At 65.5% G+C, this 24,886-nt stretch carries 23 protein-coding genes, 1 tRNA gene and 3 pseudogenes; 12 read left to right on the top strand and 15 right to left on the bottom strand.

The genetic code is table 11. The features are described from left to right. Window positions 1-2: 2 nt before the first annotated feature. The 4 genes and pseudogenes from phaR to CBP34_RS07855 form a co-directional block, all read right to left on the bottom strand. Entirely contained in the window at window positions 3-506 is a 504-nt protein-coding gene (gene phaR, locus CBP34_RS07870; protein WP_208616392.1) for a polyhydroxyalkanoate synthesis repressor PhaR, read from the bottom strand. A 403-nt stretch (window positions 507-909) separates the two neighbouring features. Then, window positions 910-986, bottom strand: a tRNA-Val gene (locus CBP34_RS07865). A gap of 99 nt (window positions 987-1,085) precedes the next feature. After that, window positions 1,086-3,302 (bottom strand): RelA/SpoT family protein, encoded by a 2,217-nt coding sequence (locus CBP34_RS07860; RefSeq protein ID WP_094097709.1) that lies wholly within the window; start codon window positions 3,300-3,302, stop codon window positions 1,086-1,088. Then, window positions 3,299-4,323 (bottom strand): annotated as a pseudogene (locus CBP34_RS07855) (alpha/beta fold hydrolase). Before CBP34_RS07855 ends, CBP34_RS07860 begins: the two are co-directional and overlap by 4 nt. 69 nt (window positions 4,324-4,392) lie before the next feature. Between CBP34_RS07855 and CBP34_RS07850 the strand changes: the two are divergent. Further along, complete coding sequence (locus tag CBP34_RS07850) at window positions 4,393-5,175, top strand: 3-hydroxybutyrate dehydrogenase (protein ID WP_086912075.1); 783 nt, start codon at window positions 4,393-4,395, stop codon at window positions 5,173-5,175. Between the two features lie 160 nt (window positions 5,176-5,335). Here CBP34_RS07850 and CBP34_RS07845 read toward each other — a convergent pair whose 3' ends face one another. Continuing rightward, a complete protein-coding gene (locus CBP34_RS07845) occupies window positions 5,336-6,049 on the bottom strand; it encodes an SIMPL domain-containing protein (RefSeq protein WP_094099107.1) in 714 nt (237 codons plus the stop codon). Between the two features lie 217 nt (window positions 6,050-6,266). Between CBP34_RS07845 and ompR the strand changes: the two genes are divergently transcribed. Both ompR and CBP34_RS07835 read left to right on the top strand, forming a co-directional pair. Further along, complete coding sequence (ompR, locus tag CBP34_RS07840; RefSeq protein WP_086912073.1) at window positions 6,267-6,998, top strand: osmolarity response regulator transcription factor OmpR; 732 nt, start codon at window positions 6,267-6,269, stop codon at window positions 6,996-6,998. A gap of 7 nt (window positions 6,999-7,005) precedes the next feature. Then, window positions 7,006-8,535 (top strand): sensor histidine kinase, encoded by a 1,530-nt coding sequence (locus tag CBP34_RS07835; protein ID WP_086912072.1) that lies wholly within the window; start codon window positions 7,006-7,008, stop codon window positions 8,533-8,535. A gap of 124 nt (window positions 8,536-8,659) precedes the next feature. Here the strand turns inward: CBP34_RS07835 and ispF are convergent, their stop codons facing one another. Both ispF and CBP34_RS07825 read right to left on the bottom strand, forming a co-directional pair. Then, window positions 8,660-9,139, bottom strand: a complete 480-nt coding sequence (gene ispF, locus CBP34_RS07830; RefSeq protein ID WP_094097708.1) for a 2-C-methyl-D-erythritol 2,4-cyclodiphosphate synthase — start codon at window positions 9,137-9,139, stop codon at window positions 8,660-8,662. Window positions 9,140-9,165: 26 nt separating this feature from the next. Beyond that, window positions 9,166-10,011, bottom strand: coding sequence for an IspD/TarI family cytidylyltransferase (locus CBP34_RS07825; RefSeq protein ID WP_094097707.1), 846 nt, complete (start codon window positions 10,009-10,011; stop codon window positions 9,166-9,168). Window positions 10,012-10,107: 96 nt separating this feature from the next. Here CBP34_RS07825 and mfd point away from each other — a divergent pair. The 4 genes and pseudogenes from mfd (at window position 10,108) to serB (ending at window position 15,365) form a co-directional block, all read left to right on the top strand. Next, window positions 10,108-13,580: pseudogene (mfd, locus tag CBP34_RS07820) on the top strand (transcription-repair coupling factor). 31 nt (window positions 13,581-13,611) lie between these two features. Continuing rightward, window positions 13,612-14,268, top strand: coding sequence for a hypothetical protein (locus CBP34_RS07815; RefSeq protein WP_094097706.1), 657 nt, complete (start codon window positions 13,612-13,614; stop codon window positions 14,266-14,268). 95 nt (window positions 14,269-14,363) lie between these two features. Further along, window positions 14,364-14,546 carry a DUF3149 domain-containing protein gene (locus CBP34_RS07810; RefSeq protein ID WP_086912067.1) on the top strand — a complete coding sequence of 61 codons (183 nt, stop codon included), beginning with the start codon at window positions 14,364-14,366 and terminating at the stop codon, window positions 14,544-14,546. Between the two features lie 102 nt (window positions 14,547-14,648). Next, window positions 14,649-15,365: a phosphoserine phosphatase SerB gene (gene serB, locus CBP34_RS07805; protein ID WP_094099106.1), complete on the top strand. Its 717-nt coding sequence runs from the start codon at window positions 14,649-14,651 to the stop codon at window positions 15,363-15,365. Between the two features lie 71 nt (window positions 15,366-15,436). On the opposite strand, the gene CBP34_RS07800 is transcribed toward serB, so the two are convergent. Continuing rightward, complete coding sequence (locus CBP34_RS07800; protein WP_094097705.1) at window positions 15,437-15,925, bottom strand: RrF2 family transcriptional regulator; 489 nt, start codon at window positions 15,923-15,925, stop codon at window positions 15,437-15,439. A 91-nt stretch (window positions 15,926-16,016) separates the two neighbouring features. Between CBP34_RS07800 and ytfE the strand changes: the two genes are divergently transcribed. Continuing rightward, window positions 16,017-16,754, top strand: a complete 738-nt coding sequence (gene ytfE, locus CBP34_RS07795) for an iron-sulfur cluster repair protein YtfE (RefSeq protein WP_094097704.1) — start codon at window positions 16,017-16,019, stop codon at window positions 16,752-16,754. Then, the gene (locus tag CBP34_RS07790; protein ID WP_236748537.1) at window positions 16,745-17,212 is read left to right on the top strand and encodes a group III truncated hemoglobin; all 468 of its coding nucleotides are present in this window, start codon (window positions 16,745-16,747) and stop codon (window positions 17,210-17,212) included. The genes ytfE and CBP34_RS07790 overlap by 10 nt, the downstream gene beginning before the upstream one ends. Window positions 17,213-17,442: 230 nt before the next feature. Here the strand turns inward: CBP34_RS07790 and CBP34_RS19975 are convergent, their stop codons facing one another. After that, a complete protein-coding gene (locus tag CBP34_RS19975) occupies window positions 17,443-17,769 on the bottom strand; it encodes an Lcl domain-containing protein (RefSeq protein WP_236748536.1) in 327 nt (108 codons plus the stop codon). A gap of 874 nt (window positions 17,770-18,643) precedes the next feature. On the opposite strand from CBP34_RS19975, the pseudogene CBP34_RS07780 reads away from it, so the two are divergent. Next, window positions 18,644-18,880: pseudogene (locus CBP34_RS07780) on the top strand (MetQ/NlpA family ABC transporter substrate-binding protein); the annotation flags it as partial. A 41-nt stretch (window positions 18,881-18,921) separates the two neighbouring features. Here the strand turns inward: CBP34_RS07780 and CBP34_RS07775 are convergent. Next, window positions 18,922-19,557 (bottom strand): LysE/ArgO family amino acid transporter, encoded by a 636-nt coding sequence (locus CBP34_RS07775; RefSeq protein ID WP_094097702.1) that lies wholly within the window; start codon window positions 19,555-19,557, stop codon window positions 18,922-18,924. Window positions 19,558-19,627: 70 nt separating this feature from the next. Here CBP34_RS07775 and CBP34_RS07770 point away from each other — a divergent pair, with 70 nt between their 5' ends. After that, window positions 19,628-20,539 (top strand): HTH-type transcriptional regulator ArgP, encoded by a 912-nt coding sequence (locus CBP34_RS07770; RefSeq protein ID WP_094097701.1) that lies wholly within the window; start codon window positions 19,628-19,630, stop codon window positions 20,537-20,539. A gap of 130 nt (window positions 20,540-20,669) precedes the next feature. On the opposite strand, the gene CBP34_RS07765 is transcribed toward CBP34_RS07770, so the two are convergent. From CBP34_RS07765 to CBP34_RS07755, 3 genes are read right to left on the bottom strand one after another with little or no spacing between them, the layout of a single operon-like run. Further along, the gene (locus tag CBP34_RS07765) at window positions 20,670-20,912 is read right to left on the bottom strand and encodes a DUF3820 family protein (protein ID WP_086914031.1); all 243 of its coding nucleotides are present in this window, start codon (window positions 20,910-20,912) and stop codon (window positions 20,670-20,672) included. A 2-nt stretch (window positions 20,913-20,914) separates the two neighbouring features. Continuing rightward, window positions 20,915-21,283 carry a translation initiation factor Sui1 gene (locus tag CBP34_RS07760; protein WP_094097700.1) on the bottom strand — a complete coding sequence of 123 codons (369 nt, stop codon included), beginning with the start codon at window positions 21,281-21,283 and terminating at the stop codon, window positions 20,915-20,917. 10 nt (window positions 21,284-21,293) lie between these two features. Continuing rightward, entirely contained in the window at window positions 21,294-21,809 is a 516-nt protein-coding gene (locus tag CBP34_RS07755; protein WP_094097699.1) for a DUF2721 domain-containing protein, read from the bottom strand. 271 nt (window positions 21,810-22,080) lie between these two features. On the opposite strand from CBP34_RS07755, the gene CBP34_RS07750 reads away from it, so the two are divergent. Next, window positions 22,081-23,337, top strand: a complete 1,257-nt coding sequence (locus tag CBP34_RS07750; RefSeq protein WP_094097698.1) for a DEAD/DEAH box helicase — start codon at window positions 22,081-22,083, stop codon at window positions 23,335-23,337. 10 nt (window positions 23,338-23,347) lie between these two features. Here the strand turns inward: CBP34_RS07750 and CBP34_RS07745 are convergent, their stop codons facing one another. Together CBP34_RS07745 and CBP34_RS07740 are read right to left on the bottom strand one after the other, a co-directional pair. Continuing rightward, entirely contained in the window at window positions 23,348-23,710 is a 363-nt protein-coding gene (locus CBP34_RS07745; protein ID WP_094099104.1) for a DUF6172 family protein, read from the bottom strand. A 172-nt stretch (window positions 23,711-23,882) separates the two neighbouring features. Next, window positions 23,883-24,878, bottom strand: coding sequence for an aldo/keto reductase (locus CBP34_RS07740; protein WP_094097697.1), 996 nt, complete (start codon window positions 24,876-24,878; stop codon window positions 23,883-23,885). Window positions 24,879-24,886 lie beyond the last annotated feature (8 nt).

The following is a 24,886-nucleotide window of genomic DNA, read 5'->3' as shown; positions in this document are numbered from 1 at the left end:
GTTCAGCGCTTCACACCAAAGGCGCCCAGCATCTGCTCGGTCTGCTTTTGCATCTGCTCTTGCATCTGGTTGAGCATCGACTGCGACTGCTCCACGTAGTTGCCCATCATGCCCTTGAGCATGGGCGACTGCAGGCTCATGAACTGCGCCCACATTTCAGGCGTGACGTTTTGCGACTGCTCGACGAGCTTCGCCTGCACATCCGTGAAGACCTGCACGTTCTTCTCGAGGTAAGCCCCCATGAAACCCTGCATGGCGTGGCCATAGAAGCGGATGATGTTCGCCAGCACCGCCTCGGTGAACATGGGCGCGCCGCCCGCCTCTTCTTCGAGAATGATCTGCAGCAGGATGCTGCGCGTGAGGTCTTCTCCCGTCTTGGCATCACGCACCACAACATTGTGGTGCGCCATGACGAGTTCGCGCACTTCGGCCAACGTGATGTAGGTGGAGGTATCCGTGTCGTACAGGCGGCGATTCGGATATTTCTTGATCACGCGCTGCGGCATCTTGGCGGGTGGAGCATTTTTCTTGTCGGGCACTACGGACTCCTCGGGCTTGGGCCCATTTATTGCAGTGCAGCAGATTCTAGATAGTGACAACCCCCTTCCCTGCAAAGGATTACCCTGATGACCCCAAGTGGGTGATTTCCGCCGAGTTTGCGCCATAGCGCAAGCGGTCGCGCGCATGGTATCCGCCTTTCATGGCCTACAGCTCCTCGCGTGACCTCCATCGCGCTGGCTTGCCAGGCACCTCAGCGCGGCGGGATGCGGTCTTTGCTGTCGGCGGCACCATGACAGCGTGACGCCGTTCTGTGCCGCTCTGTGCCTTCTTTCAACGAACGAACCAATGAAAAAGGACTTAGCCATTACAGCTAAGTCCTTGATTTCATTCAGTTTTTGGTCAGAAAACTGGTAGGCGCGATTGGACTCGAACCAACGACCCCCACCATGTCAAGGTGGTGCTCTAACCAGCTGAGCTACGCGCCTGTTTGTATTCGAGAACACGATTATAGCAGCAAAAAATCTCCGTTCTGAACGCCCGCGGAAAATCGGCGCGATCGTCAGCCCAGGTGGCCGCAAGGCCGGTCAGCGTCGCCGCGCCGAGCGCACGCCCGCCACGCTGGCAACAATCGCGAGCACCTTGTTGAGGCGCCCTGAGTCGGCGACTTCCACGGTGAAGGTCATCCATGCCGTGCCCTTGACCGACTGGGTCTGCACGCCGACGACGTTGGTCTTCTCACGGGCGAACACTTCCGAGATATCGCGCAACAAGCCCTGGCGGTCGGCTGCCTCCACCGCCACATCCACGGGATACACCGGTGCACCCACTGCGGATTTGGGCGTGCCCCATTCCACGTCAATCACCCGTTCGCCGCTGCGCGCCGCCATCTCCCGGAAATTGCTGCAGTCTGCGCGGTGCACGCTCACGCCCTTGCCCCGGGTGACAAAGCCGCGGATATCGTCGGGCGGCGCGGGTTTGCAGCACTTGGCCAGTTGCGTCATGAGCGAGTCGATCCCCACCACCAGCACGCCGCCCTTGGGGGCGGATTCGTTGGTGCGGGTCTTTTTCAGCAGCAGGTAGTCGTCGGGCTGCAGCACCGGCTCAGGCGGACGCAGAAGGGTTTCGATGCTGCGCAGGGAAAACTCGTCCTTGCCCACCACCTCAAAAAGCGCGTCGGCCGACTTGAACCCCAGCTGCACCGCCAAGTCGTCCAGCTTCATGGCCGTCTTGCCTTCGCGCTGCAGCAGTTTTTCAACCGCCTCGCGTCCCCGGGCCACCGTTTCGTGGGTGACCTGGGCGTTGAACCAGGCGCGCACCTTGGCCTTGGCCCGGTTGCTGGTGAGGTAACCCAATTCGGCATTGAGCCAGTCGCGCGAGGGGCGGCCTTCCTTGACGGTGGTGATTTCCACGGTCTGGCCGTTCTGCAGCGGGGTGTTGAGCGGAACCATGGCGCCGTCCACCTTGGCGCCGCGACACCGGTGGCCCACGCTGGTGTGCACGGCGTAAGCAAAATCCACCGGGGTGGCGCCCTGCGGCAACTCCACCACGGCGGCTTCGGGGGTCAGCACGTAGATGCGGTCTTCAAACAGGCCGCGGTTTTGCGCCGTGCCGACCAGGTCGCGCTCCCAGGCCAGCAGCTGGCGCAGCACAGCGATCTTGGCGTCGTATTCGCCGCTTGCCGACACGCCGGCATAGCCCTTGTTGCCCGCCTCTTTGTAAGCCCAGTGCGCCGCCACGCCATGCTCGGCATGGTCGTGCATGGCCTGGGTGCGAATCTGGATTTCGATGGGTTTGCCGGCGGCGTCTCGCACGATGGTGTGCAGCGACTGGTATCCATTGGGCTTGGGGCGCGCGATGTAGTCATCGAACTCCTCCACGATGGGCGTGAACTGCTCATGCACCCAGCTCAGGGCCGCATAGCAGTCCTTGACCGATGGCACCACCACGCGCAAGGCCCGGATATCCAGCACCTGGTCGAAGTTAAGCGACTTGCCGCGCATCTTCTTGACGATGCTGTAGATATGCTTGGGCCGCCCCTGCACGCTGGCGCTGATGCTGCGCGCGCGCAGGTCGGACTCCAGCCGCGCACGCAGCTGCTCCATATAGACCTCGCGCTCGCCACGCTTTTCGTCGAGCAGGTGGGCCACTTCCTTGTAGGTTTCGGGCTCCAGAAAACGGAACGACAGGTCCTCCAGCTCCCATTTCACCTGCCAGATGCCCAGCCGGTTGGCCAGCGGGGCAAACACCTGCAGCGATTCACGCGCCAGGCTGGGCGACACCGGGGTTTTGCTGGCCGCATGAAAGCGCAGCGTCTGCAGCCGCGACGCCAGGCGCAGCATGACCACCCGCAGGTCGCGCGAAAACGCCAGCAGCATCTTGCGCACGTTCTCGGTCTGCATCGCGGGGTCGTCCACCTGCTGGGCGCCACGCGCCTGCCGCTGCACGCGCATCAGGTTGGTGGTCTCCACCGCAAGGGCCGCAAAGTTGTCGCCAAACGCCTTGGCAATCACCTCCTGGGGCTTGTTCAGGTGCCCGCAGGCATACACCAGGTAACTGGCCGCCTGCATGGCATCCGATCCCCCGATGGTTTTGAGGATGGCGGCCACGGCATCGGCGTGGGCCAACGTGTTCTCGCCGGAATCAAGCATCTCGCCCGCAATGAGGGGCTCGGCAAAGGCGCGCGCACGCGCCAGGGCATTGACCTGCTCGGGCAGCGTGTGCGCCGTAGCTGCAATAAGTTGCGGGAGTGTGTTGTCGGCCGAGGGGGCATGCGCCGCGACTGACGGTGGGTGCGTTTTCATGCTGGCACCGTTTCTTGCGGGGCCAGCAGAAAGTTCGTGACGGCCGACACCTGGTCTTGCGCCATCAAGGTGGGGGCATGCCCCACGCCCTCGAATTCCACCCGTTTCGCCCGCGGCCCACGGCGCGTCATCGCGTCGGCGGTCTCGGGCGCCAGCAGGTCGGACTGCGCACCGCGCAGCAGCAACGTGCGCGCCCGGATGCGGTCATAGAGCTGCCACAGCTGCAACGCACCCGCAGCAGAGGCCTCGGGGGTCATGGACCGAAAGGCCTGCGCGATGGCGGGGTCGTAATGCAGCGCCAGGCCGCCATCCGGCAAGGCCCGCACCATCGGCCGCGACAGTTCCAGCCACTGCTCGGGGGTGTGCGGGCCAAAGCTCGATGAAATGACCCACATGGCATCGGCCGCCTGCTGCAACGAATCAAAGCGCACCGGCGCCCCCAGATACTGGCCGATGCGCTGCAAGGCAAGCCATTCGATGGCCGGCCCGACGTCATTGAGCACCAGCCGGCGCACCGGCACGGCCAGCGGCCACAGGCTCCCCACGGCAGTTACAGAGGTTTCCGCGGACCCACTGGGTTCGTCGGGCACGCCCAGCCCCAACTGGCCACACAGGGCCATGCCGATCAGCCCGCCCATGCTGGTCCCCACCCAGTCCAGCGTCTGCACCGGGGCCTGCTGCTGCAACTGGCCCAGCAAGGCCAGCATGTCGGCCACATATTGGGGAATCTGGTAGCCAGCGGGGTCGGCCAGCCAGTCGCTCTGGCCGCGGCCCACCACGTCCGGGCAAATCACCCGCGCGTTGCGGCTCAGCGCGCGCGCCAAAGTGTCGAAATCACGCCCCTGGCGCGTAAGGCCATGCACGCACACCACCACATGCGGGTGGGCCGGATTGCCGGTGCCGTTCCATTCCCAGTACGCCATGCGGTGCTGCGCTGGCGGGCGGGTCAGCGCCCCCCCGTGGGGCCCGCCGCAGAGGCGGCGCCAGGGCACAGTACGTAGTTCAGCGTAGGTTCAATCATGGGTGCGGGATCAGGCGGCAGCGTTCGATAATGGCTGCATTGCATCGTAATTCATTCGGAGAGACTCGCATGCTCAAAGGCAAAACCGCACTCGTTACCGGCTCCACCAGTGGCATCGGTCTCGGCATCGCAAAGGCCCTGGCCCGCCAGGGCGCCAACATCGTTCTCAATGGTTTTGGCGACGTGGACGGCCCGCGTGCCGAGGTGCTGGCGGCCGGCCAGGCAGCAGGCGCCCAGGTGGCCTACCACGGCGCCGACATGAGCCGCGCGGCCGATATCGAGGACATGATGAAGTACAGCGCCTCGCAGTTCGGGCGGGTGGACATCCTCGTGAACAACGCCGGCATCCAGCATGTGGCAAGCATCGAAGACTTTCCTGTGGAGCGCTGGGACGCGATCATCGCCATCAACCTGACCAGCGCCTTTCACACCTCACGCCTGGCCCTGCCCGCCATGCAGGCCGCCAACTGGGGCCGCATCATCAATGTGGCCTCGGTGCACGGGCTGGTGGGCTCCGCACAAAAGTCGGCCTATGTAGCAGCCAAGCACGGCATCGTGGGCCTGACCAAGGTGACGGCGCTCGAAAATGCGGCCTCCGGCGTGACCTGCAACGCCATCTGCCCCGGCTGGGTGCTGACGCCGCTGGTGCAAAAGCAGGTGGACGCCAAGGCGGCCGAACGCGGCATATCCAATGACGCAGCCATCAAGCTGCTGCTGGGCGAAAAAGAGCCCTCCATGCAGTTCACCACGCCCGATGAGCTGGGCGACCTGGCCGTGTTCTTCTGCTCCCCCGCCGCCAACAATGTGCGCGGCGTGGCCTGGAACATGGACGGCGGCTGGACCGCCCAGTAACTGGCATCGTGGCGGCGGCGGGAGCCAATGGCAAGGCCGCTCAAACCTTTGGCATCGCCAGAACTGCTCCTATTTCAATAGCTACTGGCGCTTTACATACAAGCGCTACAGGCTATTTTCATGCCAAAGAAGCCGCCACCGAATCGTTCCGGCAGATTCATCAGCGCATCTGCACCGAGCCCGACACATTGACGACCACCTGCGCCTTGCCCGCCTCGACCGGCACCGGTGCATCGGCAAACGCTGCCGATTTGGCCTCCATCGCCATGGCACGCGGGCGCGGGCCGGGGGACATCTCGTTGCTGTTCACGGACACCTCGCGCAGGCTGTAGTTGGCAAAGCCAAACCCCCGGCTCAGTTCGGCGGCGCGCGCCTTGAACTGCTCGATGGCGAGGGTCTGGGCCTCGCCCTCCACCCTGGCCCGGGCTTCGCGCGACAACGCAAACCCCACCTGGCTGATGGCCATGGTCTGGATTTTCCCAGCCGTGGATGTGATGCGGGCAAAGTCACGGCCCTCCAACACCAGCTCAGCCCGGCCTTGCCAGCCGTTGATCTTGCCGTCCTTGCCGTAGCGCGGGTAAAGCCCGAAGGGGCCGGTGCGCACATCCATCTGCCCGGGTTGCGCATTGCGCTTGGCCTCAGTCAATGCCGCGTCCAGTGCCTGCTTGAGCTGGGCCTGCGTGGTGGTCGCATCCGCGCCCTCCTTGCTGGTGGACAGCGCCAGCACCAGCAAATCCTGCTGCACCTCCACCGTACCGGAAGCCGACAGCTGCACCACGTTGCGCGGCTCAACGGCCTGGGAATTCTGAGAAAAAGCCGCTCCAGCGCACACCAACAAAGCGCTAGCAGCTATCAATCGAATAGCATTTTTCATATCGGCAAACATCCTTGGGGTCAACGCGCCGCCCCACACCGGGCCGCACAGGCCACCACAGTAACCGCTGCAGAGATCGGCTGCGTGAACGGGGCGTCAGCGGCTTGCTTGCCGGGGCAAAACTTGTAACAGTTGGTCAAACACCGGCCAGAAAACCGAACTTCGGGGCTGAAGCTGGTCAGAATTGGCTCTGTTACAAATTGGACCCGCAATCATCATGGCTACAGCAACCAACCGTACCGACAAGATTCTGGTGGTGGACGACGATGCACGCATCCGCGATCTGCTGCGCCGCTACCTGACCCAGGAAGGCTTTGAAGTCATGGTCGCCGAAGACGGCAAGGCCCTGAACCGCCTGCTGCTGCGCGAAACGGTCGACCTCATCGTGCTCGACCTGATGATGCCCGGCGAAGACGGCCTGTCTATTTGCCGGCGCCTGCGTGCCGCCAACGACCGCACGCCCATCATCATGCTCACCGCCAAGGGTGAGGACGTGGACCGCATCGTTGGCCTGGAAGTCGGCGCCGATGACTACCTGGGCAAGCCCTTCAACCCCCGCGAGTTGCTGGCGCGCGTGCACGCCGTGCTGCGCCGTCGCCCCGCGCAGGAAGCGCCGGGCGCCCCATCGGGCGACAACGAGGTGGTCACCTTCGGCCCCTTCACCTTCGACCTGGGTACCCGCGCGCTGCAGCGCAATGGTGAAGAGCTGCCACTGACCACGGGCGAATTTGCCATGCTCAAGGCCCTGGTACGCCACCCGCGCCAGCCGCTGTCGCGCGAAAAACTGGCACTGCTGGCGCGCGGCCGCGAGTTCGAGCCCTTTGACCGCAGCCTGGACGTGCAGGTTTCACGCCTGCGCAAACTGGTGGAGGTGGACGCCGCAGCACCGCGCTACATCCAGACCGTGTGGGGCGTAGGCTATGTTTTCGTACCGGACGGAACGAGCTGATCTGTTCATGCGCAAACCCGAAGGCCCGTCGGTGGCATCGCCCCGGCAGCCGGTGACCGCCCCCTCCGACGCCACCAGCCCCGCGCCGCTGGAATCCTTGCGCCGTGCACGCGAGCAGCGCGCACGCGTGGGGCTGAACCTGTTCTGGCGCACCTTCTTTCTGCTGGCGCTGCTGCTGGTGGGCAGCATCCTGGCCTGGCTGCAGACGCTGCGGGCACTGGAATTCGAGCCGCGCACGCTGCACACGGCCCAGCAGATCGCCTCGCTGGTCAACCTCAGCCGCGCAGCCCTGGTGCACGCCGACGCCATCGCGCGGGTGTCGCTCATCAAGACCATGGCCGACCAAGAGGGGGTGCGCATCCTGCCGCGCGAGCCGGGCGACAAATTCACGCTGCTTGACAGCACCGCACTGGGCAACCGCCTCACGGACGAGTTGACCCAGCGCCTGGGTCCGGACACCATCGTGGCCCAGAACGTGAACGGCGAAAACGGCCTGTGGGTTGGCTTCAACATCAACGGCGACCCCAACTGGCTGCTGATGGACCGCTCACGCTTCAGCCCTGCCGGTGGCCGCACCTGGCTGATCTGGCTGATCACGGCGGGCGCCCTGTCCCTGGCCGGCGCCGCCGCCATTGCACGGCTGATCAACCAGCCGCTCAAGCAGCTTTCCTATGCCGCCAACCGCGTGCGCGATGGCGACTTTGCCGCCAGCCGCCTGGATGAAGAGGCGGTGACCAGCGAAATCCGCGAGGTGAACATCGGCTTCAACCGCATGGCGCAAAAGCTTGCCAAGCTGGAACAGGACCGCGCCGTCATGCTGGCCGGCATTTCACACGACCTGCGCACGCCCCTGGCGCGCCTGCGGCTCGAAACCGAAATGAGCGTGGTGGACGAAATCGCGCGCGAACACATGGTGGCCGACATCGTGCAGCTGGACGCCACCATCGACAAGTTTCTGGACTACGCCCGCCCCGACCACGTCACACTCACCCCCGTCAACCTGCACGGCGTGGTGTCGTCCTGTGTCTATGCGGTGCAGGACCACCGCGAGCTGCAGATCACCATGGCGGTCCCTGAAGACCTGAACGTGCTGGCTGACGAGGTGGAGCTGGCGCGCGTGATCTCCAACCTGCTGGAAAACGCGCGCCGCTACGGCAAAACCGTGGACACCGGCGTCACCCATGTGGACATTGCCGCCAAGGGCCGCGAAAACTGGGTGCTGATCAAGGTGCGCGACCACGGCCCCGGCGTGCCGCCCGAGCAACTGTCCAACCTGACCAAGCCGTTCTTTCGCGGCGATTCGGCGCGCACCGCGGCCGCAGGTGCCGGGCTGGGCCTGTCGATCGTGGACAAGACGGTGCAGCGCATGGGTGGCATCTTTGCACTGGCCAATTCCAGCAGTGGCGGGCTCGTGGCCCATATCCAGTTGCAGCGGGCCACCAACATGCCCGAGGGCGAAGACCCCAAGCAACGCCTGCAGCGTCCCTCCGTCAAGCGGCAGCTTCCCCGCCGCCGGGCCGAAGACCACATGGGCTGAGTTCGCGCCGCGTGCCTGGCCAACCCGGCCGCCGGCACGCGGCGATCATTGCCGTTCCAGACCGGGCTTGAACACCAGGGCACGACCCGCTCAGTCCGCGCGGCGCGCCACCCACGCTGGCACGTCAGGCTCTGAAAAGCAACGCCACCGCCCGGGCCTCCATGGCCAGCCCCTGGCCCACCGGGCCCAGACGTTCGGCGGTCTTGGCCTTGACGTTCACCTGCGCATCGTCCACACCGACCGCAGCTGCAATGCACCGGCGCATGGCGGGAATATGCAGTGCAAGGCGCGGCGCCTGCGCCACCACCGTGCTGTCGATGTTGCCGATGTCGTAGCCCGCCGCGCGCACCCGGCGCGCCGCCTCGGCCAGCAGCACACCCGAATCCGCGCCGCGAAACGCCGCGTCAGTGTCCGGAAAATGGCTGCCAATATCACCCAGGGCAGCGGCCCCCAGCAGGGCATCGGTGATCGCATGCAGCAGCACATCCGCATCCGAATGGCCCAGCAGGCCCATGGAATGGGATATCTCCACCCCGCCGATCACCAGCCGGCGCCCAGGTACCAGTGCGTGCACGTCCCAGCCTTCACCAATCCTGAAATTCATCGAGTCACTTTCGCCCACGGGGGGGCTCAAAACATGGTCTTCTTGCCATAGGCCGGCGCCACCTGCCCGCGCGCGCCACCAAAACGATCCAGCGTCGCACCATGCGCCCGCTGCGCCAGCACGGCGGCCGCCAGGGCAAAGTCGTCCGGATACGTCACCTTGAAATTCTGCGCCCCACCGGGCACCAGCCGCGGGTGCAGGCCCATCGCCTCCATGGCACTGGCTTCGTCGGTGGCACCCGAGCCCACATGTTCGATGGCCGCTCTCAAAGGGCCCATGCGGAACATCTGGGGCGTCTGCGCCAGCCACTTGTCGCTGCGGTCCACGGTGGAGGCCACGCGCACGCCACCGGGTCCATCAATCGATGTCTTGAGCGTGTCGGCCAATTTATGCGCCAGCAGGCCACCCACGGCGTCGTGCTGGCAGGTGTCGATCAGCGTATCGATCTGCCGGGATGTCACCAGGCAGCGTGCCGCGTCGTGCACCAGCACCCAATCGTCGGGAAGGGCACCACGCGCAACGAGGGCGCGCAAGCCGCCCAGCACGGTATCTGCACGCGTGGGCCCACCGCATTCCACCGTGAAGAACGTGGGATGGGCGTAGGCGTCCAGAAAATGGTCTCCCGGCGCCACCGCCACCAGCGTGCCCAGCAAGCGGCTCACGCCGGCAAAGGCCGCCAGGGTGTGCATGACCATGGGGTGCCCCGCCACCGGGTGGTACTGCTTTGGCAAGGCCGGGTCAGCCGATGCCGCGGCGGGCGTGGCGGCAGGCGGCACGGCCCGCAAGCCCATGCCTGCACAAGGCACCAGCGCCCAAAAGCGCCCCGGGGCGGACAAGGGAGCGATCGGTGAATGCGGTAGCGGGGCAGTCATGGGTCGCTCATTCTAAAATCTCCCGCTGCCCCCCATCCAGCCCGTGCGCGTTTCGCGCCCCAGGGGATGCGGCGGCCCCAGACGACACCGTCCCGCATGGAACTGCCCAAACTCTCCCCGGAAAACGTTTCACCCTGCCCCGCCCCGTGGGCAGCGCCGATTCCCTGCTGCTGGCCCGCCTGGCAGAGCGCGACAAGGCTGGCGGCCGCACCACTGCCATCGTCACGGCCGATGCGACCGATGCGCAACGCCTCATCGAAGAAATGGCGTTCTTTGCCCCGGGCCTGCGCTGCGCGCTGTTCCCCGACTGGGAGACACTGCCCTACGACACGTTCTCGCCGCACCAGGACCTGATCAGCGAGCGGCTGGCCACGCTGTGGCGCATCTCGCAGGGCGAAGCCGATGTAGTGCTGGTGCCAGCCACCACCGCGCTGTACCGGTTGGCGCCACCGTCCTTCCTTGCGGGCTACACCTTCCACTTCCAGGTCAAGCAAAAGCTCGACGAGGCCAAATTCAAGGCCCAGCTCACCCTGGCGGGCTACTCGCATGTGTCGCAGGTGGTGAGCCCTGGCGAATACGCGGTGCGCGGCGGGCTGATCGACCTGTTCCCCATGGGTTCGCTCGTGCCATTCCGCGTGGACCTGTTCGACGACGAGATCGACTCCATTCGCACCTTCGACCCCGACAGCCAGCGCAGCCTCTACCCCGTGCCCGAGGTACGCCTGCTGCCCGGCCGCGAGTTCCCCATGGACGACGATGCGCGGGCCAAATTCCGCAGCCGCTGGCGCGAGATGCTCGAGGGTGACCCGACCAAGAGCCGCATCTACAAGGACATGGGCGCGGGCGTGGCCACGGCCGGTATCGAGTACTACCTGCCGCTGTTCTTCGACGAAACGGCCACCGTGTTCGACTACCTCGGTGGCGAGGCCACCGTGGTGCTGCATGGCGACCTGGAGCCCGCGTTCCAGCGCTTCTGGCAAGACACCAAAGACCGCTTCCGCCTGGTGCAGGGCGACCCTGAGCGTCCGGCGCTGCCGCCCGAAGCGCTGTTCCTCTCCGCCGACCAGTTCTACACACGGGCCAACCAGCACGCACAACTGTCGCTGCGCCCGGGTGTGCAGGACGTGAATGACAACCCGCACTTCCACAAGCTGGGCGACCTGTCGGTGGTGCGCGGGGCCGAGGACCCGCTGGCCCGCCTGCACGCCCACATCCGCAACACCCAGCACCGGGTGCTGCTGCTGGCCGAGAGCGATGGCCGACGCGAGAGCCTGCTCGATTTTTTGCGCGCTTCGCAACTGAACCCGCCGGCCTTCGACTCGCTGGCTGAATTCCAGGGCCATGCCGACGAAAAGGTGGGCATTGCCACCGCCGGCCTCACCGTGGGCTTCAGCTGGATCGAGGACGGTATCGACTTCGTCACCGAGACCGAGCTGTTCGCCGCCGGCCCCACCACGCGCCGGCGCAAGAAGCAGGAGCAGGTGAGCGACGTCGAGGCGCTGATCAAGGACCTGGCCGAACTGAACGTGGGCGACCCGGTGGTGCACAGCCAGCATGGCATCGGCCGCTACCGGGGCCTCATCAACATGGACGTGGGCAACAAGAACCCCGACGGCACGCCTGCCATGCAGGAGTTCCTGCACCTGGAATACGCCGACAAGGCCGTGCTGTATGTGCCGGTGAGCCAGTTGCAGCTCATCAGCCGCTACACCGGCGTGAGCGCCGATGAGGCGCCGCTGCACAAGCTGGGCAGCGGCCAGTGGGAAAAAGCCAAGCGCAAGGCCGCAGAGCAGGTGCGCGACAGCGCGGCCGAGCTGCTCAACATCTACGCCCGCCGCGCCGCGCGCGAGGGCCACGCATTCCGCTACAGCCCGCAGGACTACGAGACCTTTGCCAACGACTTCGGCTTCGAAGAAACGGCCGACCAGAACGCCGCCATCCACGCGGTGATCCAGGACATGATCAGCCCCCGCCCCATGGACCGCCTGGTCTGCGGCGACGTGGGCTTTGGCAAGACCGAGGTGGCCCTGCGCGCAGCCTTCGTGGCCGTTACGGGTGGCAAGCAGGTGGCGTTTCTGGCGCCCACCACGCTGCTGGCCGAGCAGCACTACCAGACGCTGCAGGACCGCTTCAGCAAATGGCCGGTGAAGGTGGCCGAGGTGTCGCGTTTTCGCTCGGGCAAGGAGATCACCGCCGCCATCAAGGGCATCGGCGACGGCACGGTGGACATCGTGGTGGGCACGCACAAGCTGCTTTCCAAATCGACCAAGTTCCACAACCTGGGCCTGCTCATCATCGACGAGGAACACCGCTTCGGCGTGCGCCACAAGGAGCAGATGAAGGCCTTGCGCGCCGAGGTGGACGTGCTCACCCTCACGGCCACTCCCATCCCGCGCACGCTGGGCATGGCGCTGGAAGGCCTGCGCGACCTGTCGGTCATCGCCACCGCGCCGCAGCGGCGCCTGGCGATCAAGACCTTCGTGCGCAACGAGGGCACGGGCGTGATCCGCGAGGCGGTGCTGCGCGAATTGAAGCGCGGCGGTCAATGCTACTTTTTGCACAACGAGGTGGAGACCATCGAGAACCGCCGCCAGAAGCTCGAAGAGATATTGCCCGAGGCCCGCATCGCCGTGGCCCACGGCCAGATGCCCGAGCGCGAGCTCGAGCGCGTGATGCGCGACTTTGTGGCCCAGCGCTACAACATCCTCTTGTGCTCAACCATCATCGAGACCGGCATCGACGTGCCCACGGCCAACACCATCATCATGAGCCGCGCCGACAAGTTCGGCCTGGCGCAGCTGCACCAGCTGCGCGGCCGCGTGGGCCGCAGCCACCACCAAGCCTATGCCTACCTCATGGTGCCCGACATCGAGGGCCTGACCAAGCAGGCGCAGCAGCGGCTTGACGCCATCCAGCAGATGGAGGAACTGGGCAGCGGCTTTTACCTGGCCATGCACGACCTGGAGATCCGCGGTGCGGGCGAGGTGCTGGGTGAGAACCAGAGCGGCAACATGCTCGAAGTAGGCTTCCAGCTCTACAACGAGATGCTGAACGAGGCCGTCAAGGCGCTCAAGGCCGGCAAGGAGCCGGATCTGCTGAGCCCGCTGTCCGTGACCACCGACATCAACCTGCACGCCCCTGCCCTGCTGCCCGACGACTACTGCGGCGACGTGCACCTGCGCCTGTCGTTCTACAAAAAGCTGGCCACGGCCAAGAACCCCGACCAGATCGACGGCCTGCTCGAAGAGATCGTGGACCGCTTTGGCAAGCTGCCGCCGCAGGCCCAGACGCTCATCGACGTGCACCGCCTGCGCGTGCTGAGCCAGCCCTATGGCGTGGTGAAGGTGGATGCCGCACCGGGTGTGATCCACATCACCTTCAAGCCCCAGCCACCGATTGACCCGATGCGCATCATCGAGCTGATCCAGAAGAACAAGCACATCAAGCTGGCGGGCAACGAGAAGCTGCGCATCGAGCGTGAGCTGAAGGACCCCAAGGACCGGGCGCAGATGGTGCGGGACATCCTGCGCAGCCTGGGCCAGCCGCTGGCGCAGCCTGTTGCCGCCTGAGCCATGCGCAGCGCCCACTTTGCGATCCGCCATGGTGCTTGAAGCTGCGCTGACGGCCATCGCCCTGCTGGCCGCGCTGGGGTTGCGCCCCTGGCGCCTGCTGGGCAGCCACATGGCGGCCAATGGGGCCGACCGCGAGCCCTCCCCGTTGCTCACCCCCTTGTTGGCCACGCTGGTGGTGCTGCCGTGGATGTGGGCCCTGCCCACACTGCATGCCATGCCGCTGCAGCTGCAATGGTCAGGCGCCTGCATGGTGGTGCTGATGCTGGGCTGGCCGCTGGCCATTCCGGTACTGGTGGGGGTGGGGGTGATTGCCTGCCTGGTATCGCCGGCGATGGGCTGGCCAGAGGCGCTGGGGGCCATCGCCTGGCAAGGCGTGGTACCGGCCACGCTGGCGCTAATTGTGGGGGCGCTGGTGCGGCGCTTCCTCGGAACCCACCTCTTCGTCTATGTGCTCGGCCGCGCGTTTCTGGGCACAGTGCTGTGCCTCTTTGCGTCGGGCGCCTTGTCGCAATGGAGCGGTCAGCCGTTGCCCGGGGTGGGCGACGAACTCTCGCTGGTGGCGCGCTGGCTGATGGCCTGGGGTGATGCATTTGTCACGGGCATGCTCACGGCCATCTTCGTGGCCTTCAAGCCGCAGTGGCTGGCCACCTGGTCCGACCCGCTCTACCTTGGGCATCCGAAGTAGGCAGCGGCGCCCACTCCACAACCCATTGATGCACATCAACCTGGTCGACCTGCGTTGGCGCAATAGTCGGAAAACCATTCAATCAGGAGGGTTTCATGAAACTGCTGACCGATCTCTTTTCCACCGACTACGGCCTGATGAGCATCATCGGTATTGCCTTCATGCTGTGCATGATGGTCTTCTTCATTCGCCTGTTTCTGGGCAGGATCGACGAGAGTGCTGCAGCCCACACCTGCGCGAATGCAGAGCGAGGCGCCCGGCCACAACGCCCCCACTGAGCATCAATGGCCGCCCCTCGGGGTGCGGGAGGAGCGTGGCACCCGGTCTGCGCGGCTAACATGGCGCCCTTGCCATCCATGACACCGCCCCGTTTTTTTTTCATGACCCACGCTACCGAATTCGCCCCCGGCCTTGTTGTTCAAGACATCTGCGCCCCGCTGTCCCTGTCGAGCTACAAGCTCATCGCCTTTGACATGGACTCCACCCTCATCAACATCGAGTGCGTGGACGAAATCGCCGATGCCGCCGGCCGCAAGGCCGAAGTGGCGGCCATCACCGAGGCCGCCATGCAGGGCCTGATCTCCGATTACAAGGAAAGCCTGCGCCAGCGCGTGGCCCTGCTTGAAGGGGTGACCGTAGGCCACATGGAGCAGGTGTTCTCGGAACGCCTGCGCTTTAACCCCGGCGCCAAGGAACTCATCACCGCCGCCAAGGCCGCCGGCCTGACCACGCTGCTGGTCTCGGGCGGCTTCACCTTCTTCGCCGACCGCGTGCGGGCGGGCCTGGGCATCGACTTTGCCCGATCCAACATGCTGGAAGTGGAAAACGGCCTGCTCACGGGCCGCATGGTGGACCAGTCCTGGGGTGACATCTGTGACGGGCTGGAGAAGCGCCGCACCCTGCTCGAACTGGCCTCGCTCATGGGCATTTCGCCCGCGCAGGCGATTGCCGTGGGCGACGGCGCCAATGACCTGCCCATGATGGGCGCCGCAGGCCTGTCGGTGGCCTACCATGCCAAGCCCGCCGTGCGCGCGCAGGCCAAGATTGCCATCAACGAGGGCGGACTGGATCGCGTTCTGGAAGTGCTACGCCCCTGAAGGGCTCGGAGATGGACGGGGACCGGCACACCAGGCCACATCCCGTGCCAGCAGTGCTTTTCAGCCGCTGGCTACGCGACCGCATCCGGCAACCCCGGCACCATCTGCACCGCAGCCACGCGACGCGACTGGGGCATAGCCACCACGCTGTGGGGCTCGGTGAGCAGGTCGGCCAGCGTCACCTTGTCCAGCACGGTGAGGAAGGCCTGCATGGCCTGACCAAGCACCCCTTTGAGGTAACAGTGGCTGTTGAGCCGGCACTGGTTGTGCTCCGGGTCAAAACATTCAACCAGATTGAAATCGGTTTCGGTGGCGCGCACCACGGCACCAATGTTGATGTCGCTCGCGGGCTTCATGAGGCGTATGCCGCCGCCGCGCCCGCGCGAGGTATTGAGCAGGCCCAGGGCAGACAACTCCTGGACAATTTTGGTGAGGTGGCTGCGTGAAATGCCATAGCTCTCTGCCACCTCGGTGATGGTGACGGGCTGCACGCGCCCTTCGCTGGCTGCGCAATACATCAGCACGCGCAGCGTGTAGTCGGTCCATTGGGTCAGACGCATTTGATTGCCGCAGATCAATTAATAGGGATAGATGACATGAATTTTATGCCATAAAATATTCACACCACATGAATCTTTAAAGGACCACACCATGAATGCCCGTCTGGAAACCACCGCGCCCGCCACTGCCACCCTGAGTGCCGACCAGCAAATCGGCCAGATTGCGGTGCAACTGCCCGGCGCCACCGCCGTATTCCGCCGCCTCAAGCTGGATTTCTGCTGCGGCGGCCAGGTGCCCCTGGCAACGGCAGCTGCCGAGAAAGGTCTGGACGTGAACGCCGTGCTGTCCGAGCTGGCCGCCCTGCAACGCCCCAGCGCCACTCCCGAAATACGTGACCCGAGCGCATTGGTGGACCACATCCTCACGCGCTACCACGACGTCCATCGCGTCCAGTTGCCCGAATTGATCCGCATGGCCCGACGGGTGGAAGCCGTGCACCGCGACAACCCCGATGTACCGGCCGGGCTGGCCGATCTGCTCGAAGAAATGGAGCAAGAGCTGCTGTCGCACATGCAAAAGGAAGAGGCCATTCTGTTTCCCATGCTCAAGTCGGGTGGCAACCCGTTTGTGGGCCAGCCCATCGGCATGATGCGGGCCGAGCATGTGGACCATGGCACGGCCCTCGACCAGTTGAACGCCCTGACCCATGACGCCACGCCCCCGGCAGGCGCATGCAACACCTGGCGTGCCCTGTATGCGGGCATTGCGCAGTTTGGCGATGACCTGATCAACCACATCCACCTGGAGAACAACGTGCTGTTTCCCCAGTTCGAGGCAGCCCCTGCCGCAGCCGGTGGCTGCGGTTCAACGGGCTGTGCATGCAGCTGAGCCCCTCTGCGCCGCGCCCGACGCCCAGCGGTGAAGACACCGGCGGGCGGCGCGCGCCCAGCGTGGAGAGCCTGACCGCCCTGGTGCACGGTTTTTATGCCGACGTGCGGGCGGACGCCCTGCTGGGCCCGGTGTTCGAGGAAGCCCTGCGCGACCGGTGGGAGCCCCATCTGGCGCGCATGGTGGACTTCTGGTGCACCGTGGCGCTGGGCAGCAAACGTTTTCGCGGCAACGTGCTCGGCAAGCACATGGCATTGCAGGGCGTGACGCCCGCGCACTTTGCCGCCTGGGTGCGCCTGTGGGGCGAGCACACCCACCGGCTTTTCGCACCCGATGTAGCGCAGGACCTGCAGGTCACTGCCCACGGCATCGCCCGCAATCTGTTCGTCGGGTATTTCGGCTCGCAGCCCGTGTTTGGCGATGGGGCCGCCGATCGAGCGTCAGCAGCCGGCCACTGAACTCCTGGTTTCATAGCGCAAGGCGCTTACCGCGATTGCGCTACAGGCCAATTTTCCAGATATTCCAGAATGCGCCACTGACCTGCGCTGCCCAGGCCCGCCCGCCACGGCAAGCCACTGTTACCGTGCGCCTTCGGCAGGCGCCGGGTCTGGTTCATGGGGCCGCACCAGCCGCACCAGCAGCCGGGTGCCCTTGCCCACGTCGCCGCGGCTCTCCCCGGTTTCCATGTTCACCGCCCAGCCCTGGCGGAAAGCCTTGCCGCCATCGCCCCTGCGGCGCGGCTGTCCATGACGCTGCCATAGTTGTATGGATTGCCCGAGCCCGTCTGCACATTGGCGGTGCCCGACCAATGCCAGTCGGGCGGAGTGGCCGGAAACAGCACCGGGTTGGGCCCTGGCGGGCGGGCGGTCTTGTCCACCAGCCGCTTGAGCTCAGGGACGCGCGGCAGCCGCCAGCGCACGCCGTCGGCCTTCCAGCGTGCATTGGCCAGCGCCGCGGCCTGCGCATAGTCCAGCCGCTGCGGGGTACCGGTGCAGGTCTTGCCGTTCCATTGCATCCCTCCACGCAGCGCGGCCAGACCAGCCGGGCCCGCAGATCGATGACCGAGGCGCCATCCTCCGCCGGCACCAATGTGGACGACGCAGCCGGGTCTGCCGCCTGGGCGCAGGCGGCAGCCAGCATGCCTCCCAGCAGGACAAACCATGCATGGCGGGTGAATACAGGCGGTTTCAAGGTGCGCGGATCCATGGCAGAAAAATGGCGGCGGTGTGTGTGTAGCAGCCTGCTCGCAGGCTTGGGAGCCGTGACTGCAGGCAACGGGATGGAAGTATCCCCGACAAACGCCCCCGCCTTCCGCCACGGGCGGCGCGACGTGCGCACCACAGGATGGCGCCGCGGCCCCCATGGGCGGGTGCCAGCACCAAAGCTGGCCACATCCAGCACGAAAGAAATAAGTGATCCACGCGCTGGCAAATGGCGCACTTGATTCGTTTTCACCGAGTGCGATGTCGGACCGCGCTTGAAATGTCACAACCAACGCGAGCAGGCGGCAGAACCGCGCTGAAGTGCCCGCCGGTCATCATCCTCGTTGACTCTCTTTTTGATAGCTGCTTGCGCTTGTATCTATTGGGCTAACTGCCCATCGGATACAAAATCGCAACGGCAGGAAATGAAGAATAACAACACAATTCGTTATATCTATACGGGTATAAAAATCCAGACTGCGCCCAACCGGCACCTAGACGTTCCACCCGGCTGCAAGCACCTGGATGCGCAGGGCATTCATCGTCGCGTTGCACCGTTGTCATTGCCCAAGAAAGTCATTTGCCATGATGAAGAAAACACTCTCCGCACTTGCTCTGGCCACGCTGGCCCTGGGCGCCCAGGCCGCCGATATGGTGCTCAAAATGGCCGCCTCGGCTGTTCCGCACGCCGATGTGGACCTGGCCCTCATCAACACCAACTATGCGATCGAAGCCAAGCTCAATCCCACCACAGACGCGCTGTTCCCGGAGTACGGTAGTTCGCACTACGCCAACTTCATCGCGGCCCGCAAGGACCGCGCCAACGACCCCAGCATCCTGAAACTGGTGAAAGCGCTGCACACACCGCAAGTGAGGCAGTTCATCCAGGACAAGTACAAGGGCGCCATCATTCCCGCGTTCTGATTGCCGGGCCAGGCTGGTTCGGGGAGCGGCCCCGTGCGGTGCTATTCGGGGGCGCCGCTCCACATCCACCACGCCAGAACGAACATCATCGCGCCCGTGAGCGCATCGAGCACGCGCCACGCCTTCGGGTTGGCGAACACGCCTTGCAGCCGCCGCCCGGCCAGCGCCAGGGTGGCGAACCACACGAGACTGGCCGAGGCAGCCCCCACCACAAAGATCCACTTGAGCCCGCCATCCTGGCGCGCACCGATCGTGCCCACCAGCACCACGGTGTCCAGATAGACATGGGGGTTGAGCAGCGTGATCACCGCCAGGGTGCCCAGCACGCTGAGCAGGCCACGCGGCGCCACGCCCTGCGCCGTGCCAAGACTGGCATCGGGCGCAGCCAGCACGCGCCACCAGGCCAACAGGCCATAGGCCAGCAGGAAGGCCGCGCCGCCCATAGTCAGGTAATAGGCCAGCGTGGGCGAGCGGCCCAGCAACTGCGCCATGCCGGCCACACCCACGCCAATCAGCAGCGCATCGCTGGCCACGCACCAGGCCACGCAGGCGCGCACATGCTGGCCGCTGACGGCCTGGCGCAGCACATACAGGTTCTGGGCCCCGATCGACACGATGAGCGACAGGCAGACGGTGAAACCGGCGAGCCACGAAGAGGAAACATTGGCAGTCCACATGCCACCGATTCTGGGCAGCGGGCATGATTAAGTAAAATTAATTCACCTGAACCAAAGTTAGCAACTCTTCATGCTCGACTACACCGGACTCCAGGCGCTGGCCGCCGTGGTGCGCGAAGGCAGCTTCGAGCACGCCGCGCGCCGGCTGCACGTTACGCCCTCGGCGGTGTCGCAGCGCATCAAGCAGCTGGAAGAACGCACGGGCCAGGTGCTGGTGCTGCGCGGCACGCCCTGCACCGGCACCGATGCCGGGCGGCGGCTGTGCCTGCATGTGGAGCAGGTGGCGCTGCTCGAAAACGAACTGCGCCGCACCAACCCGACCCTGATGCCCGACGGCCAGGCCGCGCCCCCCACGCTGAAGCTGGCGGTGAATGCCGATTCGCTGTCCACCTGGTTCATGGATGCCATGGCCGCCTTCACGGCCGGCGGCAACGAGCTGCTGGACATCCGCATCGACGACCAGGACCATACGGCCCAGCGCCTCAAGGAGGGCGACGTGCTGGCCGCCGTGACGGCCAGCGCGGGCAGCATCGCGGGCTGCAACACCTGGCCGCTGGGATCGGTGCGTTATGTGGCGGCGTCCAGCCCGGCGTTTGTGGCGCAGCATTTCGCCGGCGGGGTCAGCGCCGAGGCCATTGCCCGCGCACCGATGATCACCTTCGACCGCAAGGACCGCCTGCAGGAGCAGTGGCTGCAGCAACAGGGCCTGGCCTCGCGCCGCAATCCGCCCAAGCATTTTCTGCCGTCCAACGACGGTTTCGTACGGGGTTGCGAAGCGGGCATGGGCTGGGGCATGCACCCGAGGTCGCTGATCCAGCGCCAGCTCGATGCCGGCGCCCTGGTGGAGTTGCTGCCCGGCACTGGCATGGACATGGCGCTGTATTGGGTGCACGCCCGCTCTGCCCAGGCAAGCCTTGAGCGGCTGACCCATTGCGTGATGGCGGCCGCGCGCCAGAGGCTGGTGCCCGCCGCGACGGCGTAGTCAACCAAAATACTCAAAAAAGATAGCTGCTTGCGCTTATGGATATTGGGCTAGAGCCCAGTTTCATTCAAAACCATGCCGCGAAAGCCTGCCAGCCAGGTTTTTCGGCCGCACCGGCGCAGGACTTGCCTCAGCCGTCTTGCGCGCGCGGCGGCAGGCCGGCGGCGGCGCGCAGGGGCTCGAGCAGCTGTGACAGGCCGTTGTGGTCGATCTCGTGCATGAGCGCCAGCAAGCGCCCCAGGTCACTGCGCGGAAAGCCCTCGCGGGCGAACCAGTTGAGGTAGTTGCCGGGCAGGTCGGCCAGCACGCGGCCCTTGTACTTGCCATACGGCATGGTCACCGTGACCAGGCGCTGCAGCTGGGTGGGGTCCATCATCAACCGCCTGCGCGCTTGACCTGATGACCGAGTTTTTTCAGTGCCTCCATCACGCGCTCCACATGGTCGCCCTGCACCTCGATCACGCCTTCCTTGACCGTGCCGCCACTGCCGCATGCGGCCTTGAGTTGCTTGCCCAGCCCGGCCAGCGCATCGGCATCGAGCGCCACGCCCTTGACAACCGTGACGGCCTTGCCCCCGCGCCCCTTGGTTTCGCGCGACACGCGCACGATGCCGTCGCCTGCAGGCACTGATGCGGCCTTGCACACGCACTGCGCCTGCGGCTGGCGGCAGTCGGGGCACATGCGGCCATGGTCGGTGGAATAGACTAGGCCGCCCAGGCCTGCCAGATCACGCAAGGATTTCATGGTGCGGGCCTCAGGTCTGCGGGTTGACGGGTGTGGGCGCTGTTGCAGGGGCAGGGGAAAATGCCGATGCAGGCACCGGCGGGCGCAGCATGTGGAAATTGAGGATGCGCGTGGCCATCACCGTTTCCACGAAAAAGAGCACCAGGGCCAGCAGGAACGAGAGCACGCCGCTCAAGAAGCTACCCAGTGCCCAGGTGTGGCCGCGAAAGTCGGTGGTTTCGCCCAGAAACAGCAAGATGATGGTCACGCCGATCAGAAAACCGCATAGCGTGAGCAGGCCGATACAGCCATTGGCCATGCGTCCGCGGGTACGCAGGTACCCAAGCTCCAGCCGCGCGCGCTGCAGAAAATCAGCGTCATCGCTGTGGCGGGCACTGTTTTCCACCACGCGGGCACGGTCGATGATGCGCGCCAGCCGCCCGGCCACCGCGCCAATCATGCCGGCCACGGCGGTCAGCAGAAACACCGGGGCCACAGACAACTGGATGCTGTGGGTGATGGTGGACGAATCAAATGCAAGGTTCATGGCATCAAAAAGGCTGTGCAGCGCGGGGCGCGGACGGGCTGCGATTATCGCCACCCGCGCCGGTGGCGCACAATGCACGCCCACAGGTTGCCGTTGCGACTGGCACTACGCCCTTGGCGCTGCCGGCCCCACCACAGCACCGGCGGCAGGCGTTTTCATGGATGGCACGGCGTTAGCGTGTGTGCAACGGCTGCCGCGCAGTGTTCTTTGCTGGCCATGACCTGCTGCGCAGTGGCGCCGGGTTGGTGGCCTGAATTTTTTGTCTCACACCATGCCATTTTCTGCCCTCGGTCTTTCTCCCGCACTCATCCACTCCGCCACGGCCATGGGATTTGTCGCGCCCACGCCCATCCAGGAGGCGGCCATTCCGGCCATCCTGCGCGGCGCCGATGTCGTGGGCTCGGCCCAGACGGGCTCGGGCAAAACGGCGGCATTCGCCTTGCCCCTGCTGCAGCTGCTGCAAGCCGGTGCGCCCCACACGCCGCGGCGGGTGCGTGCGCTGGTTCTGGTGCCCACGCGCGAACTGGCGGCCCAGGTCGGCGAAGTGGTGCGCACCCTGGCCCAGCACCTGCCCCAGCCCGTGAAAGTGGCCGTGGTGTTTGGCGGCGTCTCCATCAACCCCCAGATGATGGGCCTGCGCGGTGGGGCCGATGTGGTGGTCGCCACGCCGGGCCGCCTGCTCGATCTGGTGGAGCACAACGCACTGCAGCTTGCCAGCGTGAACCTGCTGGTGCTGGACGAGGCCGACCGCCTGCTCGACCTGGGCTTTGCCGAGGAACTGCAGCGCACCCTGGCGCTGCTGCCACAGCAGCGGCAGAACCTGTTCTTTTCGGCCACTTTTCCGGCGGCTGTACAGACGCTGGCCGAGGGCTTGCTGACCGACCCCGTGCGCGTGGCCGTGGCCGACACCCCGGCCAACGAGCCGTCCATCGCGCAGCGCGCCATTGCGGTGGACGCGAGCCGCCGCACGCAGTTGCTGCGCCACCTGGTGCAGGAGCACCAATGGAGCCGCGTGCTGGTGTTCGTGGCCACGCAATATGCGGCCGAACATGTCGCCGAAAAGCTCTACAAGGCCGGCATCTTTGCCACACCCTTCCATGGTGGCCTGAGCCAGGGCGCGCGCAAGCAGGTGCTGCAGGAGTTCAAGGACGACCGCTGGCAGGTGGTGGTGACCACAGACCTGGCAGCGCGTGGCATCGACATCGCCCAGCTGCCTGCGGTGGTGAACTACGACCTGCCCCGCTCTGCGGTGGATTACGTGCACCGCATCGGCCGCACGGGCCGCGCGGGCGAAAGCGGCGTGGCCGTGAGCTTTGTCACAGCCGATGCCGAAGCGCATTTCCGTCTGATCGAGAAACGCCAGCACTTGAGTTTGCCGCGCGAACAGATCCCCGGATTCGAGCCCACCGAAGTGCCACCAGAGGCCACGGCCGCAAGCACCGGCGGCATCAAAGGCAAGCGGCCCAGCAAGAAAGACAAGCTGCGCGCGGCAGCCGCGGCAGCGCAGGCGGCAAAAGGGCAGGATTAAGGACGGACGCTCAGTCGCCGTCGCCGTCGCCTCTTTCATTGCCGTCGTCGGTGGTGGCGCCGCCGTCGCCCTCTCCCCCCGTCGAGGCAGGACGGGCCTGGCGGTATCCGCCCTTGGCCAGAATTTCGACATAGAACTGCGCCCCGCCTTCGCGGGCCACGCCGTCAATCAGGCCGATCAGGGCAGCAAGGTGGGCGACTTCGGCGGTTTCGGCGCTGCGGCCGAACTTGCAATCGAAGTCCCAGAAATCCGCACCGGCAGGCACAGGGCGGCCGCGCTCGCGCTTGATGTACTTGCGGATTTCATGCTTGACGGCATCCAGGACGCGGTCGCTGTTCTTGCCTTCAATGTGGAGCTGGAAAGTTTTTTTCATGGGCGATCGTACCGCCTGCGGCAGCGGCACCACCCCGGCCAGGGGCAAAACGGTTGTTGTGCGGATGGGTTTCAGAGCCTGTGGGTTACCCGGAACACCTGGCCGACGCTCGGCCGAGTTACGCACAAATGGTTCATCAACGCACCCGCTCACGGCATGGTTTCAAACCGCCCTACCGCCCGTCCAGCGGGTAGGCTGGATCGGTGTATCCCGGCGTGGACGGATGGCCCGGCGCCACCAGCGAGTCCACCAGCGCTTCGTCCTCGCCGGTCATGGCGTAGCCGAGTGCTGGCGCATAGTCTTGCCACTGCGCCAGCGTTCGGGGCCCGGCAATCACCGAGCTCACCGCCGGGTGGGCCAGCACCCAGGCCGTTGCAAATTGCGCCAGCGTCACGCCCCGCTCCTGCGCATGGCGCTGCAATGTCTGGGCGATCTGCAACGACTCTTCGCGCCACTCGGTCTGGGCGATGCGCTTGTCACCCCGGGCGGCTCGCGAGCCTTCCACGGGTGGCTGGCCGGGCAGGTATTTGCCCGTGAGCACACCGCGCGCCACCGGGCTGTAGGGCGTCACGCCCAGGCCATGGTGGGCGCAGGCCGGCAATATCTCGACCTCGGGCATGCGGTTGAGCAGGTTGTAGTAGGGCTGGCACACCACGGGCCCGGGCATACCCATCTGCCGGGCCAGGTGCACCAGCTCCGTGATGCGCCAGCCCCGGAAATTGGAGACACCCCAGTAGCGGATCTTGCCCGCGCGCAGCATGGCATCGAGCGCCTGCAGGGGCTCCTCCAGGTTCATGCCGTTGTAGTCGCGGTGCAGATACAGAATGTCCACATGGTCGGTCTGCAGCCGCCCCAGGCTGGCCTCGACCTCGCGCAGCATCCAGCTGCGCGAATAGTGCGACTCGTTCATGCGCTCCGACATCTTGTTGCCCAGCTTGGTGGCCAGAACCCAGTCGTGGCGCTGGCCGCGCAACAACTCACCCAGCATGGTTTCAGAAGCACCCTTGGTGTACACATCGGCCGTGTCGATGTAGTTCACCCCCTGGGCATGGGCGTCGGCCACGATGGCGGCGGCTTCGTCACGCGGGGTCTGGTCACCAAACATCATGGTGCCCAGGCACAGACGGGAGACTTGGAGATTGCTTTTGCCAAGGTTGCGGTATTGCATGGAACGGG

Source organism: Acidovorax carolinensis (assembly GCF_002157145.1).
Lineage (GTDB): Bacteria > Pseudomonadota > Gammaproteobacteria > Burkholderiales > Burkholderiaceae_C > Acidovorax > Acidovorax carolinensis.
This window is presented reverse-complemented; position numbering and strand designations above follow the sequence as displayed.

Excerpts from the sequence above, each read along its gene's own strand:
- phaR (WP_208616392.1), bottom strand. The coding sequence starts at position 506 with ATGCCGCAGCGCGTGATCAAGAAATATCCGAATCGCCGCCTGTACGAC.
- CBP34_RS07860 (WP_094097709.1), bottom strand. The coding sequence starts at position 3,302 with ATGAAAACGCACCCACCGTCAGTCGCGGCGCATGCCCCCTCGGCCGAC.
- CBP34_RS07850 (WP_086912075.1), top strand. The coding sequence starts at position 4,393 with ATGCTCAAAGGCAAAACCGCACTCGTTACCGGCTCCACCAGTGGCATC.
- CBP34_RS07845 (WP_094099107.1), bottom strand. The coding sequence starts at position 6,049 with ATGAAAAATGCTATTCGATTGATAGCTGCTAGCGCTTTGTTGGTGTGC.
- ompR (WP_086912073.1), top strand. The coding sequence starts at position 6,267 with ATGGCTACAGCAACCAACCGTACCGACAAGATTCTGGTGGTGGACGAC.
- CBP34_RS07835 (WP_086912072.1), top strand. The coding sequence starts at position 7,006 with ATGCGCAAACCCGAAGGCCCGTCGGTGGCATCGCCCCGGCAGCCGGTG.
- ispF (WP_094097708.1), bottom strand. The coding sequence starts at position 9,139 with ATGAATTTCAGGATTGGTGAAGGCTGGGACGTGCACGCACTGGTACCT.
- CBP34_RS07825 (WP_094097707.1), bottom strand. The coding sequence starts at position 10,011 with ATGACTGCCCCGCTACCGCATTCACCGATCGCTCCCTTGTCCGCCCCG.
- CBP34_RS07815 (WP_094097706.1), top strand. The coding sequence starts at position 13,612 with ATGGTGCTTGAAGCTGCGCTGACGGCCATCGCCCTGCTGGCCGCGCTG.
- CBP34_RS07810 (WP_086912067.1), top strand. The coding sequence starts at position 14,364 with ATGAAACTGCTGACCGATCTCTTTTCCACCGACTACGGCCTGATGAGC.
- serB (WP_094099106.1), top strand. The coding sequence starts at position 14,649 with ATGACCCACGCTACCGAATTCGCCCCCGGCCTTGTTGTTCAAGACATC.
- CBP34_RS07800 (WP_094097705.1), bottom strand. The coding sequence starts at position 15,925 with ATGCGTCTGACCCAATGGACCGACTACACGCTGCGCGTGCTGATGTAT.
- ytfE (WP_094097704.1), top strand. The coding sequence starts at position 16,017 with ATGAATGCCCGTCTGGAAACCACCGCGCCCGCCACTGCCACCCTGAGT.
- CBP34_RS07790 (WP_236748537.1), top strand. The coding sequence starts at position 16,745 with ATGCAGCTGAGCCCCTCTGCGCCGCGCCCGACGCCCAGCGGTGAAGAC.
- CBP34_RS19975 (WP_236748536.1), bottom strand. The coding sequence starts at position 17,769 with ATGCAATGGAACGGCAAGACCTGCACCGGTACCCCGCAGCGGCTGGAC.
- CBP34_RS07775 (WP_094097702.1), bottom strand. The coding sequence starts at position 19,557 with ATGTGGACTGCCAATGTTTCCTCTTCGTGGCTCGCCGGTTTCACCGTC.
- CBP34_RS07770 (WP_094097701.1), top strand. The coding sequence starts at position 19,628 with ATGCTCGACTACACCGGACTCCAGGCGCTGGCCGCCGTGGTGCGCGAA.
- CBP34_RS07765 (WP_086914031.1), bottom strand. The coding sequence starts at position 20,912 with ATGGACCCCACCCAGCTGCAGCGCCTGGTCACGGTGACCATGCCGTAT.
- CBP34_RS07760 (WP_094097700.1), bottom strand. The coding sequence starts at position 21,283 with ATGAAATCCTTGCGTGATCTGGCAGGCCTGGGCGGCCTAGTCTATTCC.
- CBP34_RS07755 (WP_094097699.1), bottom strand. The coding sequence starts at position 21,809 with ATGAACCTTGCATTTGATTCGTCCACCATCACCCACAGCATCCAGTTG.
- CBP34_RS07750 (WP_094097698.1), top strand. The coding sequence starts at position 22,081 with ATGCCATTTTCTGCCCTCGGTCTTTCTCCCGCACTCATCCACTCCGCC.
- CBP34_RS07745 (WP_094099104.1), bottom strand. The coding sequence starts at position 23,710 with ATGAAAAAAACTTTCCAGCTCCACATTGAAGGCAAGAACAGCGACCGC.
- CBP34_RS07740 (WP_094097697.1), bottom strand. The coding sequence starts at position 24,878 with ATGCAATACCGCAACCTTGGCAAAAGCAATCTCCAAGTCTCCCGTCTG.